20 protein-coding genes and 2 tRNA genes are annotated in these 18,726 nt (G+C 35.7%); 5 read left to right on the forward strand and 17 right to left on the reverse strand.

Going from position 1 to position 18,726, the window contains the following annotated elements; translation table 11 throughout:
- Window positions 1-56: 56 nt before the first annotated feature.
- From M1D73_RS22995 to M1D73_RS23030, 8 genes are all read right to left on the reverse strand, one after another.
- Window positions 57-130, reverse strand: a tRNA-Arg gene (locus M1D73_RS22995).
- A gap of 1 nt (window position 131) precedes the next feature.
- Window positions 132-205 (reverse strand) — tRNA-Gly (locus tag M1D73_RS23000).
- 108 nt (window positions 206-313) lie between these two features.
- The gene (locus M1D73_RS23005; RefSeq protein WP_000645488.1) at window positions 314-817 is read right to left on the reverse strand and encodes a metallophosphoesterase; all 504 of its coding nucleotides are present in this window, start codon (window positions 815-817) and stop codon (window positions 314-316) included.
- A gap of 13 nt (window positions 818-830) precedes the next feature.
- The gene (locus M1D73_RS23010; RefSeq protein ID WP_000815939.1) at window positions 831-1,439 is read right to left on the reverse strand and encodes an XTP/dITP diphosphatase; all 609 of its coding nucleotides are present in this window, start codon (window positions 1,437-1,439) and stop codon (window positions 831-833) included.
- An 11-nt stretch (window positions 1,440-1,450) separates the two neighbouring features.
- Entirely contained in the window at window positions 1,451-2,191 is a 741-nt protein-coding gene (rph, locus tag M1D73_RS23015; protein WP_088322136.1) for a ribonuclease PH, read from the reverse strand.
- A 131-nt stretch (window positions 2,192-2,322) separates the two neighbouring features.
- A complete protein-coding gene (gerM, locus tag M1D73_RS23020) occupies window positions 2,323-3,372 on the reverse strand; it encodes a spore germination protein GerM (RefSeq protein WP_001126746.1) in 1,050 nt (349 codons plus the stop codon).
- Between the two features lie 181 nt (window positions 3,373-3,553).
- Window positions 3,554-4,363, reverse strand: coding sequence for a glutamate racemase (gene racE / locus M1D73_RS23025; RefSeq protein WP_000774005.1), 810 nt, complete (start codon window positions 4,361-4,363; stop codon window positions 3,554-3,556).
- A 213-nt stretch (window positions 4,364-4,576) separates the two neighbouring features.
- On the reverse strand, window positions 4,577-5,902 hold the full coding sequence (locus tag M1D73_RS23030; RefSeq protein ID WP_000513856.1) for an MFS transporter: 1,326 nt from the start codon (window positions 5,900-5,902) through the stop codon (window positions 4,577-4,579).
- A 545-nt stretch (window positions 5,903-6,447) separates the two neighbouring features.
- Between M1D73_RS23030 and M1D73_RS23035 the strand changes: the two genes are divergently transcribed.
- A complete protein-coding gene (locus M1D73_RS23035; RefSeq protein ID WP_000823849.1) occupies window positions 6,448-7,131 on the forward strand; it encodes a type 1 glutamine amidotransferase domain-containing protein in 684 nt (227 codons plus the stop codon).
- Window positions 7,132-7,179: 48 nt separating this feature from the next.
- Here M1D73_RS23035 and M1D73_RS23040 read toward each other — a convergent pair whose 3' ends face one another.
- From M1D73_RS23040 to M1D73_RS23060, 5 genes are all read right to left on the reverse strand, one after another.
- Entirely contained in the window at window positions 7,180-7,818 is a 639-nt protein-coding gene (locus M1D73_RS23040; protein ID WP_001233006.1) for a TetR/AcrR family transcriptional regulator, read from the reverse strand.
- Window positions 7,819-8,138: 320 nt separating this feature from the next.
- Window positions 8,139-8,801 carry a type 1 glutamine amidotransferase domain-containing protein gene (locus M1D73_RS23045; RefSeq protein WP_000919607.1) on the reverse strand — a complete coding sequence of 221 codons (663 nt, stop codon included), beginning with the start codon at window positions 8,799-8,801 and terminating at the stop codon, window positions 8,139-8,141.
- Between the two features lie 106 nt (window positions 8,802-8,907).
- Entirely contained in the window at window positions 8,908-9,132 is a 225-nt protein-coding gene (gene gerE / locus M1D73_RS23050) for a spore germination transcription factor GerE (protein WP_000659484.1), read from the reverse strand.
- 165 nt (window positions 9,133-9,297) lie between these two features.
- Complete coding sequence (locus tag M1D73_RS23055) at window positions 9,298-10,593, reverse strand: purine/pyrimidine permease (protein ID WP_000732140.1); 1,296 nt, start codon at window positions 10,591-10,593, stop codon at window positions 9,298-9,300.
- A gap of 97 nt (window positions 10,594-10,690) precedes the next feature.
- A complete protein-coding gene (locus M1D73_RS23060; protein ID WP_000219567.1) occupies window positions 10,691-11,932 on the reverse strand; it encodes an amidohydrolase family protein in 1,242 nt (413 codons plus the stop codon).
- Between the two features lie 183 nt (window positions 11,933-12,115).
- Here M1D73_RS23060 and M1D73_RS23065 point away from each other — a divergent pair, with 183 nt between their 5' ends.
- Window positions 12,116-12,301, forward strand: a complete 186-nt coding sequence (locus M1D73_RS23065) for a PspC domain-containing protein (protein WP_000044334.1) — start codon at window positions 12,116-12,118, stop codon at window positions 12,299-12,301.
- Window positions 12,302-12,362: 61 nt separating this feature from the next.
- On the opposite strand, the gene M1D73_RS23070 is transcribed toward M1D73_RS23065, so the two are convergent.
- Window positions 12,363-12,935, reverse strand: a complete 573-nt coding sequence (locus M1D73_RS23070) for a helix-turn-helix domain-containing protein (RefSeq protein ID WP_000661920.1) — start codon at window positions 12,933-12,935, stop codon at window positions 12,363-12,365.
- A 100-nt stretch (window positions 12,936-13,035) separates the two neighbouring features.
- On the opposite strand from M1D73_RS23070, the gene M1D73_RS23075 reads away from it, so the two are divergent.
- A complete protein-coding gene (locus M1D73_RS23075; protein ID WP_001201636.1) occupies window positions 13,036-14,001 on the forward strand; it encodes a DMT family transporter in 966 nt (321 codons plus the stop codon).
- Window positions 14,002-14,144: 143 nt separating this feature from the next.
- The gene (locus tag M1D73_RS23080) at window positions 14,145-14,810 is read left to right on the forward strand and encodes an aquaporin (protein WP_000913213.1); all 666 of its coding nucleotides are present in this window, start codon (window positions 14,145-14,147) and stop codon (window positions 14,808-14,810) included.
- A 60-nt stretch (window positions 14,811-14,870) separates the two neighbouring features.
- On the opposite strand, the gene M1D73_RS23085 is transcribed toward M1D73_RS23080, so the two are convergent.
- The 3 genes from M1D73_RS23085 to M1D73_RS23095 form a co-directional block, all read right to left on the reverse strand.
- Window positions 14,871-15,302: an Rrf2 family transcriptional regulator gene (locus tag M1D73_RS23085; protein ID WP_000512998.1), complete on the reverse strand. Its 432-nt coding sequence runs from the start codon at window positions 15,300-15,302 to the stop codon at window positions 14,871-14,873.
- 118 nt (window positions 15,303-15,420) lie between these two features.
- Window positions 15,421-16,647: an ABC transporter permease gene (locus M1D73_RS23090; RefSeq protein ID WP_100655103.1), complete on the reverse strand. Its 1,227-nt coding sequence runs from the start codon at window positions 16,645-16,647 to the stop codon at window positions 15,421-15,423.
- 2 nt (window positions 16,648-16,649) lie between these two features.
- A complete protein-coding gene (locus M1D73_RS23095) occupies window positions 16,650-17,534 on the reverse strand; it encodes an ABC transporter ATP-binding protein (RefSeq protein WP_000058117.1) in 885 nt (294 codons plus the stop codon).
- A 342-nt stretch (window positions 17,535-17,876) separates the two neighbouring features.
- On the opposite strand from M1D73_RS23095, the gene M1D73_RS23100 reads away from it, so the two are divergent.
- Window positions 17,877-18,704 (forward strand): 5'-nucleotidase, lipoprotein e(P4) family, encoded by an 828-nt coding sequence (locus M1D73_RS23100; RefSeq protein WP_000782764.1) that lies wholly within the window; start codon window positions 17,877-17,879, stop codon window positions 18,702-18,704.
- Window positions 18,705-18,726 lie beyond the last annotated feature (22 nt).

Below are 18,726 nucleotides of genomic sequence, written 5' to 3' on the forward strand. Positions count from 1 at the left end.
TCAAATTTTAGACAAACAAAAAACCTTGTTATCTTTTGATAACAAGGTTTTTTTAGCGTCCCAGGAGAGATTCGAACTCCCGACCGTACGCTTAGAAGGCGTATGCTCTATCCGGCTGAGCTACTGGGACATGGAGCGGGTGAAGAGAATCGAACTCTCGACCAGAGCTTGGAAGGCTCTTGTTTTACCACTAAACTACACCCGCATATGTTATTTTCTTTTCTTCGTTAGCGCCGTTTCCCTATCGACAATATTTATTATATGTATAACCACGCATAAAGTCAACACCTTTTTTAAAAGAGGATAAATTTTCTTATCCTCTTTTAAAAACTGCCTGTTCAACTAGTTGTCCGTCTAACGTTTCAAAACGAACTTCCATTTGATTTTCATCCATTTCTAATAAAGCAAATGTCTTTTCTACACGCTGACGTGGTAATAAAATACTGCCTGGATTAATAAATAAAACGCCCTCGATTAATTCCGCACCTAATACGTGAGAATGTCCGAAGCATGCAACTTGCGCTCCCACTTCTTCAGCATGGTACGCTAGCGTTTGTAATGTCATTTTTACATTATGTCGATGCCCATGTACAACTAAGAAGCGAATTCCATCTACATCAGTTACAATTTCATCTTGAAAGTTAGCATAATCACAATTTCCTTTTACAACATGGAAACCTTGCAGCTCTTCATGAGCAGGCGTTAGCTCTGAATCACCGCAATGAATCATGATATCTACTTTCCCTTCATACTTCTCTTTTAACTGCTGTAATTCCTTCACAGAGCTATGACTATCGCTTACGATTAAAGCTTTCATCAATCTCTCTCCCTTATTCTCCTAAAAACCATTCAGGGATTTTTTCTTCTAGCTTACGAAGAGCACGTCCGCGGTGACTAATAGCATTTTTTTCATCTGAACTTAATTCCGCCATTGCTTTTTTGTATTCTTCCACATAAAAGATCGGATCGTATCCAAAGCCATTTTCTCCGCGGCGTTGTTCTAAAATAAATCCTTCACATGTCCCGTTTACAATGACAGGCTTTTTATCACCTTCAGGGAAAGCTACTGCTAATGCACAGTAGAAGCGAGCTTTACGCTTATCAAACGGTATTTCATTTAATTCTTGTAAAACTTTATCAATATTCGCTTGATCATCTTTTGGCTCTCCAGCAAAACGAGCTGAATACACGCCTGGTTTCCCGTTTAACGCATCTACAATAAGACCTGAATCATCCGCAATTACAATTGCATTCAACTGTCTACTCAAACTATCCGCTTTTAAGATCGCATTTTCTTCAAATGTTTCACCAGTTTCTTCGACTTCTTCAATATGAGGAAAATCGTGTAATGATTTCACTTCTAAATCAAATCGCTCAAATAACTCAGCAAATTCACGTACTTTCCCCATATTTTTTGTCGCTACAACAACTTGTTTCATACTTTCCACCTCTACTCTATATGAGATACGATGTCACCTAACGCTTCTTTTTGCATATCAATCAGTTGGAAAATGCCTTGTTCTGCTGCATCAAGTAATTCATTTAACTGCGCTCTACTAAACGTCGCTTCTTCTCCAGTTCCTTGCACTTCAACAAACTGACCTTTTCCAGTCATAATTACATTCATATCAACGTCTGCTTTAGAATCTTCTGCATAGTTTAAATCTAAAACAACACCTTGTTGCTCTTCAACAATTCCTACTGACGTTGCTGCTAAATAATCTTTTACTGGAATTTTAGATACTTTTTCTGCTTGTAATAACTTCTCAAACGCTAATACCATCGCTACGTATGCACCTGTAATAGAAGCTGTTCTCGTTCCACCATCTGCTTGGATGACATCACAGTCAATCCAAACTGTTCTCTCGCCAAGCGCTTCTAAATCAACTACCGCACGTAATGCTCGTCCAATTAAGCGCTGGATTTCCATTGTACGCCCTGTTACTTTCCCTTTGCTCGACTCCCTAATCGTACGTTGTTCTGTTGCACGCGGAATCATCGCGTATTCAGCTGTTACCCATCCTTTTCCTTCTCCACGCATAAACGGTGGTACACGCTCTTCAATTGTTGCTGAGCAAATCACCTTTGTATCCCCAACTTCAATTAATACAGATCCCTCTGGATGTTTTAAATAATTCGTATGAATATGTATATGGCGTAATTCTGTTTTCTCTCTACCATCTACTCGCATAAAAATAACCTCCTCTTAATTACTACTCGTTAGTATAGCCAAATTTAAATGTATGATATGTATACAATAAAAGAAGGAGAACCCAAAAAGCAATTCTCCTTTCTTACTTAAGTATATCAAATTATTCAAGATTAAAAACTACCTGTATTCACGTTTTCTGGACGATCTACAGGTTTTATTAACTTTCCGCCCTTTTCATCTATAAGATTTGCTTTTCCATTCACTTCAATAGAAATATTTTTCACACCTTTCTTTTCTGTTAAAGATAAAACTAACGACTTCAATACGTAATTTGAGATCATATTTTTATCTGGGTTTACAAATATATTTTCATTAAAGTTTAATGTAAGATTTCCGTCTTGTAATTTCGGATTCGTAATAAGCTTAACGCCTGGATTAAAATCATTCAGGAGCGATTGATGGATCGGACCTTTTACAAGTTCATCTATAATTGCTGCATAGTCATTTTCTTTACCTTCCGCAACGCGGCGTGTGACTGGTACGTAGTATTGCTGTTTATTATTATTTTGCGCCATAAAATACAGTGTGACTGGTTTTGTATTTGTTACATCTGCTACTTGTTCATCATCGAAGTTAATACCATTTGCACGGCTCACTCCTTCACCAAGCGGTGTACCACCAACCGGCATCTTTGCCAATTTCTCACCATTTATTTGGAACTGCACTTGTTTTATCTCTGTAAATTGCGTCAACGTCCAAGCTATAGATTCAACGATTTGACGCTCTTCTTCTTTCGCATAGTTTTTCATTTCTTTAGAGAAATCAATAACTGCCGTTCCGTCCTTTTTCAAATCTAAAGTCATCGTTGTATTCGCCGGAATGACTGCACGAAACCCATTCGGTAATAAATTCGTTACCGGTCCATCTTTCACAAGGTATTCTAACGTTTGCTTCACAGTCTCATTTGCTTTCGGAGTAGGTATAGCTAACGTTTGTGGTACAACATAACCATTTTTATCAACAAGGTATAGTTCTCTGTTTACCATTTGCCCTTGCTTATCTTTTTTAGCTACTTCTTTCTTCCCACCCTCTGTATACGTAACTTGTTTTGGCGGATCAATTTGTTCAGTTGCTTTCTCTTGATTTATAAAGCCACACCCTGTTAGTAAAACAGCGCTCACAGTAGCACCAACAACCCATTTAAAAGTGGATTTAGGCATGCCATTCCCCCCTAAAATCTAAGTTTGTACTATTATGTATACGAGCTGTTTCACGTTTTAGAACAAGCTGCGCCTCTTATAAATTGAAACTTTAATCAGTAGGGGTCTTACTCCCCAGCAAATAGCAAGATAAAACAAAAACTCCTGATTTCTCAGGAGCTCACTTATATAAATTCTACTATTATTCTTTTTCTAAATGAATATGCTTCACATTTTCAATCGGTTGACCGAACCATTTTGATGCAATTTCTTTAAACAAGCCTATTTTTCCTGTTGTTAAGAAGAGATGATCGCTTTGTTCTTCTCCTTCATTCAACATTTTACTATGATATAAGATTGTACTTACTTCACGTGCTGTTTCATCACCAGAACTAATTAGTTGCACTTTATCTCCCATTACTTTTTTAATAACAGGTCCTAAAATCGGATAATGTGTACACCCTAATATAAGTGTATCAATATCGGTACTTTTCAGTGGTTGCAGCGTTTCTCTTACAACTTCATACGCCATTTCACTTTCGAAATTCCCACTCTCTACAAGTTCAACGAAAGGTGGACAAGCTAAACTTTCTACCATAACACGGTTATTAATAGACTTTAACGCCTCTTCGTATGCACCACTTTTCACCGTTCCAATCGTTCCAATAATCCCAACGTGATACGTGTTTGTCACTTTTAAAGCTGTACGTGATCCTGGGTGAATAACTCCTACTACTGGAATTGGTAATTGTTTTTGCATCTCTTCTAATACAACTGCAGTTGCTGTATTACACGCAATAACTAACATTTTAATATTTAAGTCTAGTAAATGCTCTGTCATTTCCCACGTAAATTGACGTACTTCTTCTCGAGAACGTGGACCATAAGGACAACGTGCTGTATCTCCTAAATATATGATACGCTCTTTCGGCAACTGACGAATTAATTCCTTCGCTACTGTTAAACCGCCAACTCCTGAATCGATAACACCGATTGCTCTATTCAACTTCATCACCCGTTTTCTCATTCATCATCTTTTATGTTTATCATTATATTTTACACACTTTAAGTTCGCTCACTTCAAATGCTTCTGTATGAAAATTTTCATTTTCCCATGTATAGACTAGGACCTTTTTTATTTTGCTCCTTTTTTTCGTAATTTGCAAGATAGAAAAATAACCGACCTTCTATAAGAAAGTCGGTTTCTTCTATATAAAGTGCATATTCATTGCTCCATCTTTTTTTGAAAAGAAGACATTCCCATTAATAAGAAGAAATGAGCAGCAATTAAAATGACGATCAAAATAAAATTCAATCGATAACTATTTGTAGATTCCATAATTTTGCTCGCTACAGCTGGTCCAAATGCCATACCGAAAAAGTTAATTAAATTATATAAACCAAGACCGACTCCAACTTTAGCTGGATTTAATGTTTTCGGGATAAATGTGTTTAATGATACTTGAATTGCCGAATAACTCATAAATGTTAAAATAACCGCAAATAAAATAAAGAGTAAGTTCCCGTCCGGAATAATCCCTAAAATTAAAAAGCCAATGATCATAACTACAGAAGCTACATACATCATCTTCACATTCCCAAACGAAGGAATAATCTTTCCGGTAATAAAACTAGATACAATACCAAAGAGAGATGCAATAAACAATACAATTCCAATAACGAATGGAGACAATCCATGTCCTCTTCCTAACAGTAATGGTAATAATAATAAACTAGCACATAACGCCACATTAATGATAAATCCGACCGCTATTAAACGAAGTAATGGTTTATTTGTAAATAACTCAATATCAATAAACGGCGACTCCGTTCTCTTCATATGAGCCTTAAATAAAAATAGAAAAACAACAGATAACACAAAAAGCCAACTATTAATATTAACTCCTAATAAAATGGTCGTAATCAATACAAATAATAAAATTGCTCCAATGAAATCAAAGCGAAACACTTCATCTGTATGTCGCGCCTCTTCTGGCATAAATTTTACGAGTAAGAAAATACCAATCATTGAAATAACCATAAATAAAAATAAATACGGCCACCCTAACGTATTTGTAATTGCCCCACCTACTAAAGGTCCAATACCAACCGCTAATGCAATAGAAGAACTAATCATTGCTAACGCACCTGGTTTTTTAGCTGGAGCAACTAATTTCGCCACCGCAATCATACTAAGCGCAATAAACGCTGCTCCGCCGCTCGCCTGCACTAACCTTGCGAAAATGATAATTTCATAAGATTGATTCACAAATCCAACAATAGAACCAGCTACAAATATGATAATAGAAATAATTAATAGTCTTTTTACACTGTAACGATCAGCCAGCTTTCCATATATTATCGAACCAATACCGACAACTAAGGAATACCCTACTACAACCCAGCTTACTTTCGATTGACTAATTGATAAATCATTGGCAATATCCTCTAGCGCTACATTAAATAACACAGCGTTCATCGGTCCTAACAAAACAATAAAACATAATGTAAAAACAAACCATTTCGAATGGTTTCTTATATCTTTCCCCATGTGTAACACTCTCCTGATTGCAATTTTAAAACTATCAAACTATAGATAAAAAAATGAACTTATTTAAATGTTGTATCACCACTAAACAACTTCATTAAATGTGTAAAAGTTGCTAATTTATCGCGCGATAAAGTGAAACTTTAATCAGTGAGGTTTGTGTTCATCTCCCACTGATTATTAGCCCTCACCAATCGGGCTTTTACGGGCAGCCCAACCCCCACCTAACTTCTTTGCTTCCGCTGAATTTTGAGATGGAGGTCTTACTGCCCGTTAATGCGGGGTAAATTGAATTCGAAACGAAACACGTATGTTGTTCGATATTCATGGAACTATCATAGTTTCAGCATTACAGTTTGTCAACGAAAAATATACAAAGTAAACTAATTAAGTCTTTTTAGTTTACTTTGTTCAAAAGTTATTATACACTAATTTCGAAGCCGATATAAGGAGGACTGGCATGATTATTCAAATTTACATTTTTTAACTTAATAAAATGAAACGCATACAGAACTTTTATATAAAAGAGACATTATAGGAGGATTATGATGAAGAGAAAAATGTTAGTTGTATTAACAAGCGTAGAAAAATACCCAAATTTAAATAGGGCTACCGGACTTTGGCTTGGTGAAGCTGTACATTTCGTAAAAAAAGTAGAAGAAGCGGGTTACGAAGTTGATTACGTCAGTCCACAAGGCGGTTATACACCAATTGATCCACATAGTTTAGCAATGGCGGAGAGTATCGATTGGGAATGGTATCAAAAGAAAGAGTTTATGAATCGCCTCGGTTCTACAATGAAACCAAGTGAAGTGAATCCAGAAGACTACGCTGTTATTTATTACGCAGGTGGCCACGGGGTTATTTGGGACTTCCCAGAAAATAAAGAACTTCAAAATATTAGCCGCAATATTTATGAAAACGGCGGAATTGTTTCTTCGGTTTGTCATGGAGCTGCTGGTTTATTTCATATTACATTAAGCAATGGGGATCGTTTAATTAGCGGTAAGAAGGTAACAGGCTTTTCAAATGAAGAAGAAAAATTAGCTGAATTAGATCAATTCGTTCCATTTTTAACAGAAGATAAACTCATTAAAAATGGAGGACTTTACGAAAAAGCCGCGCAACCGTGGGAAGCTTATGCTCTAGAAGATAATCGTGTTATCACTGGTCAAAACCCAGCTTCAGGTGGTCTAGTAGCCGAATTAGTATTAAAACAGTTGCAAAAATAATATGTACTAAAAAAGCAGATTCTCCTCTATTAAGGGAGATCTGCTTTTTTACGAAATCATTTGCAAAATAGCAATAACTTCTTTTTCAATTTCAGAATCATCAATTGCTTCTATATACTCTGGTTTAAAAAGTTGATACTTCTTTAATTGATAAAAATCAAGTATCGCTTTCTTTAACGTAATATCGTACTGAATACAAAAAGAATGATCTATAATACGTCTTAACATCACATCATCTTGTACCATAAATAATTGTGCATTCATTTTATTAAAATAACCTTGTTCCATACCCGCTTCAAAAAACATTTGCAAATTATGGTTACGATTTTGTTGGGCAGCGACTAATTGATCCGACAAATGCGGATATGCTTCTTTCAAATCTTGCAAAAAAACATCCGAAATATATGTCACACATTTTAAAGAATGGATAAACGTCTTTTGGAAACGTTCTGTAAATGACATACTTTCATCTTGATTATCCGCATCACCTTCGAGTAGATAGTTCATGAAATCCTCTACTACCGCCTCAATAATTTCATCTTTCGAAGAAAAACGTTTATATAAAGTAGCTTTACTAATATCCATATATTTCGCAATTTCATCTATTTTCAATTGGCTAAAACTTGTCTTTCTAATAATGGGCTTTATTTTATTAATATAAGTATTTGCACATGCGACTTTTCTCATTTAAAAGAGCCTCCCCTTTTGTCCATACAAAATAGTATAGCAAATTCACGAATGATTATAAATGAAGTTATTATACTCACTATGCCTTTTTAGTTTATTACATTTTCATATACTATACATAAAAAACTATAATCAATTATTACCAACTGGACGGTTACAAACCAATTTCGAGGCGGGAATTTTAGAATACAGTGAAACTTTAATCAGTGGGGGGGCGTTCATCCCCACTGATTATTAGCTCTCACCAATCGGGGGTCCTACTGCCCGGCAAATAGAGGGATAAAAATACCCACTACCTTTGTTAGTAGCGGGTACTTTTTCTATAATTTATTTACAGCCCTTTTTATAGCCTTACCTATTTCCACGCTAGACTGTGGATTTTGTCCTGTAATTAAATGACCATCTACTACTACATGCGGCGTAAAATTGGGGGCTACATAAAACAAAGCTCCTTCTTCTTTCAACTTACTTTCTAGCAAAAACGGAACGCGCTTTTCTAAATGTACAGCTCTTTCTTCATCGTTTGTATAACCTGTTATACGCTTACCCGCAACAAAAAACGAGCCATCCTTATTTTTCACACCGACTAAAGAGCTTACTCCGTGACAAACAGCCGCTACAATCCGGTTATTGTTATACATATTCTCAATCAAATTTGCTACATATGGATTACCTGGAAAATCTACAATCGCCCCGTGCCCACCACCAAATAAAACCGCATCATAATCCGAAAAATGAACATTTGAAATCGGCTTCGTATTTTGCAATAAAGAAGCTACATGCTTGAATTCGCGAGGTATACCATTCGGAATAGACACTCTATCTATAGGTACTCTCCCGCCTTTTATTGACACAATATCAACATCAAACTTAGCCTTTTTTAATACATGATAAGGAGCTGCGAGCTCTTCAAGCCACAAACCAGTCGGGTGTCCATTCATATCATGAGCACTTGTTGAAACTAACAGTATCCTTTTCAACATATCCCCTCCTTATTACCTATTTATGTATGAAACGTTTTTATCATTCATATAGCAAGTGAAGCAAACAAAAAAATAGCCGACTTTTATATAAAAGTCGGCTGCTTTCTTATAATTCGAGCTCTCCCATACGAAGAAGCTCCACAACTGCTTGTGAACGTCCTTTAACCCCTAGCTTTTGCATTGCGTTTGAGATGTGGTTGCGAACTGTCTTTTCACTTATAAAAAGTTCACCTGCAATTTCCTTCGTTGTTTTATCTTGAACCAGCAATTCAAATACTTCTCTCTCTCTCTTTGTGAGTAAAGGTTTAGATTGATACGCTTTTTCCTTCAACTGGTATAACCCTCCTTGCTTAAGCCAGAGCTGTGTATGTGTAAGTTGGGTGTTTATTTAGTCAAGATATTGTATGAACGAAATGTGCAGGTGGTGAATGAAAATGGGCTTTATTTCCTATGTTATTTTAGACTTTTATACAGTGCGTACACTCTTTTTATCCACTTACTTTCCAACGCGCCATATTTGTTCTAGCAATATACTTACAACCGTACCTACAAATAAGCCATTACCGAATATATATTGCATAACAGACGGCAAGGATTGGAGTGCTCCAGACGGTAAAAACATAACGCCGCTGCCAAATAATACTGCAACGCCTAAAATCGTTACATTCCTTTCACTCATCGGCACTTGTTTTATATTATTAAATCCAATTCCAATTAACTGTACGAACGAAGCCATTAAAACAGCCGATGCGACAGCTGATGGTAAAGATGCTAAGTAACGAATAATACTTGGAAAAAGAGACATTACGACTAGTAACGCACATGCCATTAAGAACGATCGGATATATTTTTGTTTTGTTAAACGTATAAATCCTGCCGTTGCTGGTAACGGAACGACACCTACAGTTGAAAATACAGAAGAGATGATATGCGAAATCCCCCCAACCCATGTTCCATCTTTCAACTGTTTTTGTTCAATAGTCGCTTTATGAATAGTTGCTTGATTAATTGCTATAATAGCTGCCACCGTATTCGAAACTAAAATACATACCATAACAAAACTTGATACAGCCATACCTGTATTCCATTTTGGAAGCCCCCAAGCAAATATATGTGGAAGTTGCACAAAATGAGTTACTTGAGATGGGATTGTCACTTTTCCTGCAATGAGAAAAATAATCCACCCACTAATTAATCCTATTAAAACTGCATAACTTTTGACAAAGCCTTTTCCAAAATTAGATAGTATAATAACGAACAGAAATATACTAAACGCGATCATTGCTGTAAATCCGTCGATTTGAGAAATAGTAGCTGTAATTCCTAACATTCCTTTTAAAAACACACCACTTAATTGTAAACATAATAAAAGTAAAAACGTCCCTGTCACAAGCGGTGTAAATAAAAATAAAATACGTCCTATAAAACCAGTTACTCCTAATCCTATTAAAATAATACCGGAGATTATCATTCCTAATTCTAAAATTTGCAGTGTACTATGTAATTGATCTTGTCCGGCCGTTGCATAAGCAAGTACGGTAAATACACCAACCCAAGATCCAGCCGGCCCATCCGCAATTGGTAGTCTATGCCCAAGCCATCCTTGTAAAAAAGAAGATATACCAACTACAAAAAACGTACGCTGCATTAAATAAAATATTTCTTCCGTCGTAAGATGAAATAATCCGCCAACGACAATTGGTAGTGCGATTGAATTTGCTAATAAAAATATAAACCATTGTAAAGTTCCCATAATATGATTTTGGTTATGTTGATTGTCCAATTTTTTCATCCCTTCTAGCTTTCCTATAAAAATATATTGTAAGAATAAAAAAGAAGAGTTCTATCCTCACCATTAGAACCCTCCTCAAAATATTTAAACGATTCTTCTACACAAGATTATTTAATTCCACCTCATTTAAACTTCCAACAACAATATTTCCTTTATACACGACTAAACGTTTTTCTGTTTGACGCGCTACTGCTTCAGCAGCGCATGTCGCATTCGTCAAAACAAAGCTCGCTTCATCCCCTACATTCGGCCATACTCGCTTCCCTTCCTTATTTAACGTTTCTTTTCCTCCTGTAATAAAGCGGAGTGCTTTTCCTAAAGACCTTTCGTCACTCCACCCAAAACGCTCTGCTAATCGATTCGCCTTTTGAAGCATATCACCTGTTCCAAACGGTGACCAATGATCTGTAATGCTATCATTGCCTAATGAAACCTTAACACCTTTTTTATCTAATAACGGAATTGGGATTACTTGTTTACCAATTGGCACTGTTGAAGTAATATCAATATTTACATTTGCGAGTCTTTCTGCCACTTCTTCAGCCTCTTTATCAGTAACACCACCAAGTCCAAGTGCATGACTAATCGTTACACGGCCTTGCCATCCTGCTTCTTCTGTTAAACTTGCCAATCTCTTCATCGTAAACGTTCCAAGATTATTCGCATCGTGCAAATGAATATCAACATCCGCATTAAATTCGACTGCGATATCCATAATTGTATGTAATGACTTTTCAATGTCATTATCCACTGTAGCTGGATCTACTCCTCCGACTAGATTGGCACCCATACGCATCGCATCTTTCACGAGTTGCACAGAATTACTGCGCAATAATCCATGTTGCGGAAACGCAACAATTCTACTAGATACTCGATTTTTATATGTTTCTAATGCCGCTAACGTCGCCTCCAAATTACCAAGCCCAATAATTGGATCAACATTACAATGCGTTCTAATATTCGTTGCACCATTTTGCAGTAGTAACTCTAGCATATTTTCCGCTCTATTTTGAGCAGTCGCTAATTGCTTTGGTAAAATTTTTTCTTCTTCATTAAAACGTGTAAAAATACTTTCTGCTGGCATACAAGCTTTCCATGGGCCACTATAATATGTTTTATCAATGTGAATGTGCATCTCTTTGAAAGCTGGCAACATTAATAAGTTCTTAGCATCAAAAGTTACTATATCTTCCTCTTGAACAATCCCTTTTATAATTTTTTTAATTCGACCATCTTCAATAAGTAAACTGCATAATTCTGTTTCTGTTTGTGAAATTCTCTCTTCTTCATATGTATATCCTGATTCAAGCATTACGTTAGTCAACCAATATACTGTCATCTCTATTTCCCCACCCTTTATTAAAAATCACCTCATAACTACAAGTTTAATATCCACTGAAAATTAAGACAATTAATACGATCGCTTCTCACAAAAAAATGTAATACAACCCCATAGTCTTCTCATAAATTTCCATATAGAATAAAAGTATGCAGTTTGATATAAAAAGGAGTTGATTGGAATATGTCAAAAAGGTTATGTAAATCCGAAACTGATAAAATGCTATTTGGTATATGTGGTGGTTTAGGAGAATATTTTGATATTAGCTCTACTCTTATTCGTATCATTTGGGTTATTGCTGTTTTATGTTTTGGGACAGGATTTTTAGTTTATTTCATTTGTTTATTACTTATGCCACGTTCGTACTAATGGCATCATTTCACATACTTAAGAAGAGCAAATCACCTATAGAATCCTATAGGTGATTTTTTCATGAAGAATATTTCATCGTTAAATGTAATACCGCCACTTCTTCTTCTTCATTTTTATAAATATGCTTCTTATTCGCTTCAAATTGAATGGAATCAAACTCATTTAATTCGTATACATCATTCTCCACTTGAATAGACACTTTCCCTTTCATTACCGTTACAAGCTCAATCGCACCTTCATGATGAGCTTCTGGCTCATATATACTATTTGATCGTAAACAAGCACGGTGCATTTCCATCCCTGTTTCTTTCGTATAACGGAACATCGTTTCTAAATGCCACGCTTGTCCTTCATCTACTGCAAATCCTTCTCCACAGCGCGCAACAGCTACAGGTTCTCCAGCAACCATTAATCTGGATAAAGGAATTGATAACCCTTTCGTTATTTTCCAAATGACAGCTAGTGTCGGATTTGTTTCCCCTCTTTCTATCTTTCCTAATGTTAATTTACTAACTCCTGTTTTATGGGCTAATTCTTCTAAACTTAATTTCTGTTCATTTCGAATTTGTCTCAATAACTGTCCAACTTGTTGAATGACTTCTTTCGTTTGCATATCTTCATTTTCTTTCATATATAAAACCACCTCAAAGTATAAAATAGTTTACTTTTAACAATTAAAAGCATATCATACTATACATAATTATTTATTTTCGAAAGGAGTGCTATACTTCATGCGCGCAATTTTATTAGGTCTTTTATCATCGGCCTTTTTTTCTGCAACCTTTATTATTAATAGAGCAATGAATGTATCTGGAACGAGCTGGGCTTGGACAGCTTCCTTCCGTTTTTTATTTGCTCTTCCTATTTTATTCCTTATCGTTTTATTTCGCAAAAACTTTAGGGGATTATGGGAAGAGTTAAAAAAACATCCATTGGCATGGATCGGATGGGGTTCTGTTGCCGGTATTGGTTTTTATTCTTTATTAAGTTTCTCAGCTGTCTTTTCTCCAGCTTGGCTCGTTGCTGGAACTTGGCAAGTTACGATTTTAGCTGGTTTACTACTATCACCACTATTTTTCGTGAAAATAGAAACAAAATCAGGTACGAAACTTGTACGCGGAAAAATTCCACTTCGTAGCTTATATGTTGCATTATTTATTTTACTTGGTGTAATTTGTATGCAAGCAACTGCCGCAGGCCATATTACAATGACTCAGTTCATTTCAGGTTTTTTACCTGTCGTATTAGCCGCTTTCTTATATCCGTTCGGTAACCGAAAAATGATGGAGCTTGTTGGTGGACGCCTTGATACGTTCCAACGTGTATTAGGAATGGCAATTGGAAGTCTTCCTATAACAATCTTGCTTGGTATATACGGATTTTCTACTACTGGCATTCCAACATCCAACCAAATGCTTCAAGGATTTTTGTTAGCATTATGTTCCGGCGTTATTGCAACGATGACATTTTTCTTTGCTACTGACTTAGCAAAAGATAACCTCGCTCTACTTGGAGCTGTTGAAGCAACACAAGCTGGAACGATGGTCTTTACCGTACTTGGAGAAATCATTTTCTTAAATGGTTCACTCCCTGGAGGACTTTCTCTCATCGGAATGATTATTATCATGTTAGGAATGGTTGCAAATAGTATTTTAAACCGTTCTGTTCCAGTCGTTAAACAGAAAAAATCGGCATAAAAAAAGGGTATGGTTCTATAGAGATGAACCATACTCTTTTTTATTGTCCCCCTATTTCGCCTTATCAGAATAGTATTTCATTGGCTGTTTATGCTAAAACTTATGTTATAATACGTTTCATGCGCATTAATAGGAGGTAAATTATGTTAAAAAAAGCAATCGCTGAATTTATTGGTACATTTGTACTTGTATTATTCGGAACTGGAGTAGCTGTCACTGGCGGCGGAATTGAAGGAATTGGAACATTAGGAATCGCTATGGCTTTCGGCTTATCTATTGTAGCTATGGCATATAGCATCGGAACAATTTCTGGATGTCACATTAACCCAGCAGTATCAGTAGCTATGTTCATCAACAAACGAATGAACGCTATGGAACTTTGTTATTATGTATTAGCTCAAATTTTAGGTGGTTTATTAGGAACTGCAACGTTAGTAACAATTTTAAAATCTGCTAAAACACCTTTAGATAATTTAGGACAAAATGGTTTCGGAACTCTTGGTTTATCTGGAGCATTTTTAGTTGAGTTCATTTTAACTTTCGTATTTATTTTAGTTATCGTTGCTGTAACAGGTAAAAAAGGAAGTTCTTCTTTAGCTGGACTAGTAATTGGTTTCACATTAGTTTTAATTCACTTATTAGGAATTCCGTTAACTGGAACATCTGTTAACCCAGCTCGTAGTATCGCACCAGCTTTATTTGTTGGTGGAGAAGCACTTTCTCAACTATGGGTATTCATCGTAGCACCAATTCTTGGTGGTATCTTCGCAGCTATCGTAGGTAAATTCATTTTAAATACTGAAAAATAGAATTTTCAATATTTCTGAATAAAAAAATGCGAGCCCTCATTATGAGGAAGCTCGCTTTTTTTATTCTTTCATTTTAGACTTTAAATTTGTAACTAATTGATCTACCGTTACATTTGCAAGTACGTTTTCCATCGCTTCTTGCGCTTGCATTAAAATAATTTCTAATACTGATTGAATATTAGCTCCTACTGGACATTCAATGTTGGGATTTTCATGGAAGGAAAATAGTTGTCCTTCTTCTACAACTTCCACTGCTTTATATACATCAAGTAATGTAATTTCTTCTAAATCTCGAGCAAGTGTCGTACCACCTTTACCAGCTTGTACATCAACAAGTCCTGCTCTCTTCAACATTCCTGTAATGCGACGAATCACAACTGGATTTGTATTCACACTACCGGCAATCCATTCAGAGGTACAGCGAGAGTTTCGATCTATCGCAAGTAATGTCAGCATATGAACACCTACTGTAAAACGACTACTAATCCCCATCTGCACACCCTCCTTTTTATTCATTCTATTAAAAGACGACTCTTATTATTATATACTATTTTTAATTTATACATAAAGAAAAAGCATGATTTCAATAGGAAATCATGCTTTTCTCTCATTATTGACGCTTTATAAATTTCGCTAAATCTTTAAATTTCACTTTATCTGAGTAATTCATTACGCCGTTTACGTAAATGCGGCTTGTAACAGCATTTAATACTGCAATTGTCGCCAATAAGACTGCTAATGTTATCGTAATTTCTAGCATACCTGCTTCACCAGCTACAATACGTGAGAAGGTAACCATCGGTGTAAAAAATGGAACGTAAGAACTTACAACAACGATAGTACTATTCGGATCACTTAATGATTTAATACTAATAAAGAATGCAGCCATAATTAAAATCATTACCGGGAAAGATACAGCTTGTAAATCCTCCGTCTTAGATACGACAGCTCCAGCAGCAGCATACATCATCGCATAAAGTAAATATCCCGTAATGAAATAAACAAGAAACATGCTGATAACTTTTGCATCTAATTTTGTAAAGTCAATTGGAATACCAAATAGTGAGGCACTTTCTAAATCGACCCAACCTAACAAATATGGAATAAGATAACCACACGCCAATACGACAAGTTGCAATAACGCCGTTGAAACAACCGCTAAAATTTTCGCATACATCATCGTAAGAGGCTTCACTTTCGGAAGCATTACTTCCATTACACGTGACGCCTTTTCAGATGCAATATTCATTGCGATTGTATTTCCGAACGCTACAATAAACATATATAAAGCAAATGTAAAGAAATAGGCAATTCCGAAAGAAGATGTACGATCTTTTATCGCTTCTTGCTTCACTTGAATTTCTGTTTGTAATTGCTGTGCAATTTCTGGTGAAACATTATTTTTGGCAATCGTTACCATCGTATATTGTTGCTTTAAATATCCTGCCATAATTGCAGAAGTTGCTTGGCTTGGAAATCCATTATACATATATGTAATCGATGGAGCCCCACCCTTTTCCGTCACATGGAATAGACCATCTAAATCGCCTTCTTCTACTTGCTTATGCAGTTTATCAAAATCATCCTTTGAACCAATTGTTATTTTTGCTGATGGCAATAGCTTATTTAGCTCATCTTTTTGTACTTTATATGTGGAACTCTCTACTACAACTGCAATTTTATCTTTATCCTTATTTTTATCATCGCCTGAAGTAAAATGATTAAATGCAAAAATCCCAAACACAACTAAAAATAAAATCGCACTCGTAATTAATGATTTCTTAGATAAAAACGCTTCCCTAAAATAAAATGAAAATACGTGAGAAAATTTATGCATCGTTATTTCGCCCTCTCTACAAAGATTTCGTTTAACGTCGGCTCTAACATTTTGAATTGTCGTAAGCTAACACCTTGCTCTTGCAACTGTTGCAAAATCTTGAGAGCTTCCGCATCGTCTTGTACTTTCACATAAAGAAGGCCTTGTTGTTTTTCATACGATACATGTATAGCTTCTAATCCCTTTTCATTCTCTACTGTATCTTCAATCGTTAAATTACGGAAACCGTATTCTTTCTTAATATCACTTAGCTGTCCTTTTACGACTGCTTCACCTTTTTTCAAAATACATACATGTTGGCAAAAAGCCTCTACTTGTTCCATACGATGACTTGATAAAATAATCGTCTTTCCGCTCTGTACTTGTTCTTCAATAATACTAGCTAACATCCCAGCATTAACTGGATCAAGGCCGCTGAATGGTTCATCTAAAATGAGAAGTTCCGGATTATGAAGAAGAGCAGCAATTAATTGGATTTTTTGCTGATTCCCTTTTGAAAGCTCTCCAGCCGTTTTAAATTTATATTCTGGTATCGCTAAACGCTCTAACCAGTGATCAATAGCGTGATCCACTTCTTTCTTCGACATTCCTTCTAATCTACCAAAATATCGCAGCTGATCTATTACTCTACTTTTTGTATATAAACCTCTTTCTTCTGGTAAATACCCAATTGTTACACCACTATTTCCAAATGCTTTTCCATCCCATGTAATCGAACCTTCATTAGGCGTTAATAATCCGAGAAGCATTTTGATTGTTGTTGTTTTCCCTGCACCATTTCGTCCAAGTAACCCTAGTACTTCACCTTTTGGTAACGAAATTTGCAAACCGTTAACTGCTTTTGATTCCCCAAATTGTTTCGTTAAGTTTTGAATTTGTAAACTCAAGTATAAAGCCTCCCCTTTAGTATCATTCGTACTCTCTTTCAAAGACTATGTTTATTCAAGACAAAATATAGCACCACGCTTCATCCTCTTATATGTAAACATCGTCATGAATCCATCATTTGTTCTATTTAGTTAAAATTGTAAATAACAAAGTTCTTTTTGTCAATTATAATTGTCATTACGACAATAAAACTTGTCAAAACAGCTATTATTATTTTGCTCATCTTTCTAATATAGGACATACTACTATATATACAAAAGACAATATGCAAATGTTCATATAAAAATATTATATTTTAATATATAATATAAAATGATTTTCTAACATCAAGGAGGATACATATGAAGATGAAGAGGGGCATTACCACTTTATTATCTGTAGCGGTTCTATCTACATCACTTGTAGCATGTTCAGGAACACCAGAGAAAACAGTGGCGAAAGAAGAGAAAGTAAAATTAACAGAACAACAATTAATGGCTGATTTATGGTATCAAACAGCCGGTGAAACGAAAGCACTTTACTACCAAGGGTACAACATTGGTCAATTAAAGCTTGATGCAATTCTTGCAAAAGGGACAGAGAAAAAACCTGCTATCGTGCTTGATTTAGACGAAACTGTTTTAGATAACAGTCCTCATCAGGCAATGAGCGTAAAAACAGGCAAAGGCTATCCTTACAAATGGGATGATTGGATTAAAAAAGCTGAGGCTGAAGCCCTTCCAGGCGCAATTGATTTCTTAAAATATACAGAGTCTAAAGGTGTAGATATTTACTACATCTCAAATCGTAAAACGAATCAACTAGATGCAACAATTAAAAATCTTGAGCGTGTAGGTGCTCCTCAAGCAACGAAAGAACATATATTACTACAAGATCCGAAAGAAAAAGGAAAAGAAAAACGCCGTGAACTCGTTTCTCAAACCCATGATATTGTCTTATTCTTCGGTGATAACTTATCTGATTTCACAGGTTTTGATGGAAAATCTGTAAAAGATCGTAACCAAACAGTAGCAGATTCAAAAGCACAATTTGGTGAGAAATTCATTATTTTCCCGAATCCAATGTATGGCGATTGGGAAGGCGCTTTATATGATTATGATTTCAAAAAATCAGATGCAGAAAAAGATAAAATCCGTCGCGACAACTTAAAATCATTTGATGTAAAATAAAAGAGGATGGCATTCGCCATCC

The organism is Bacillus sp. PK3-067, from assembly GCF_056738645.1.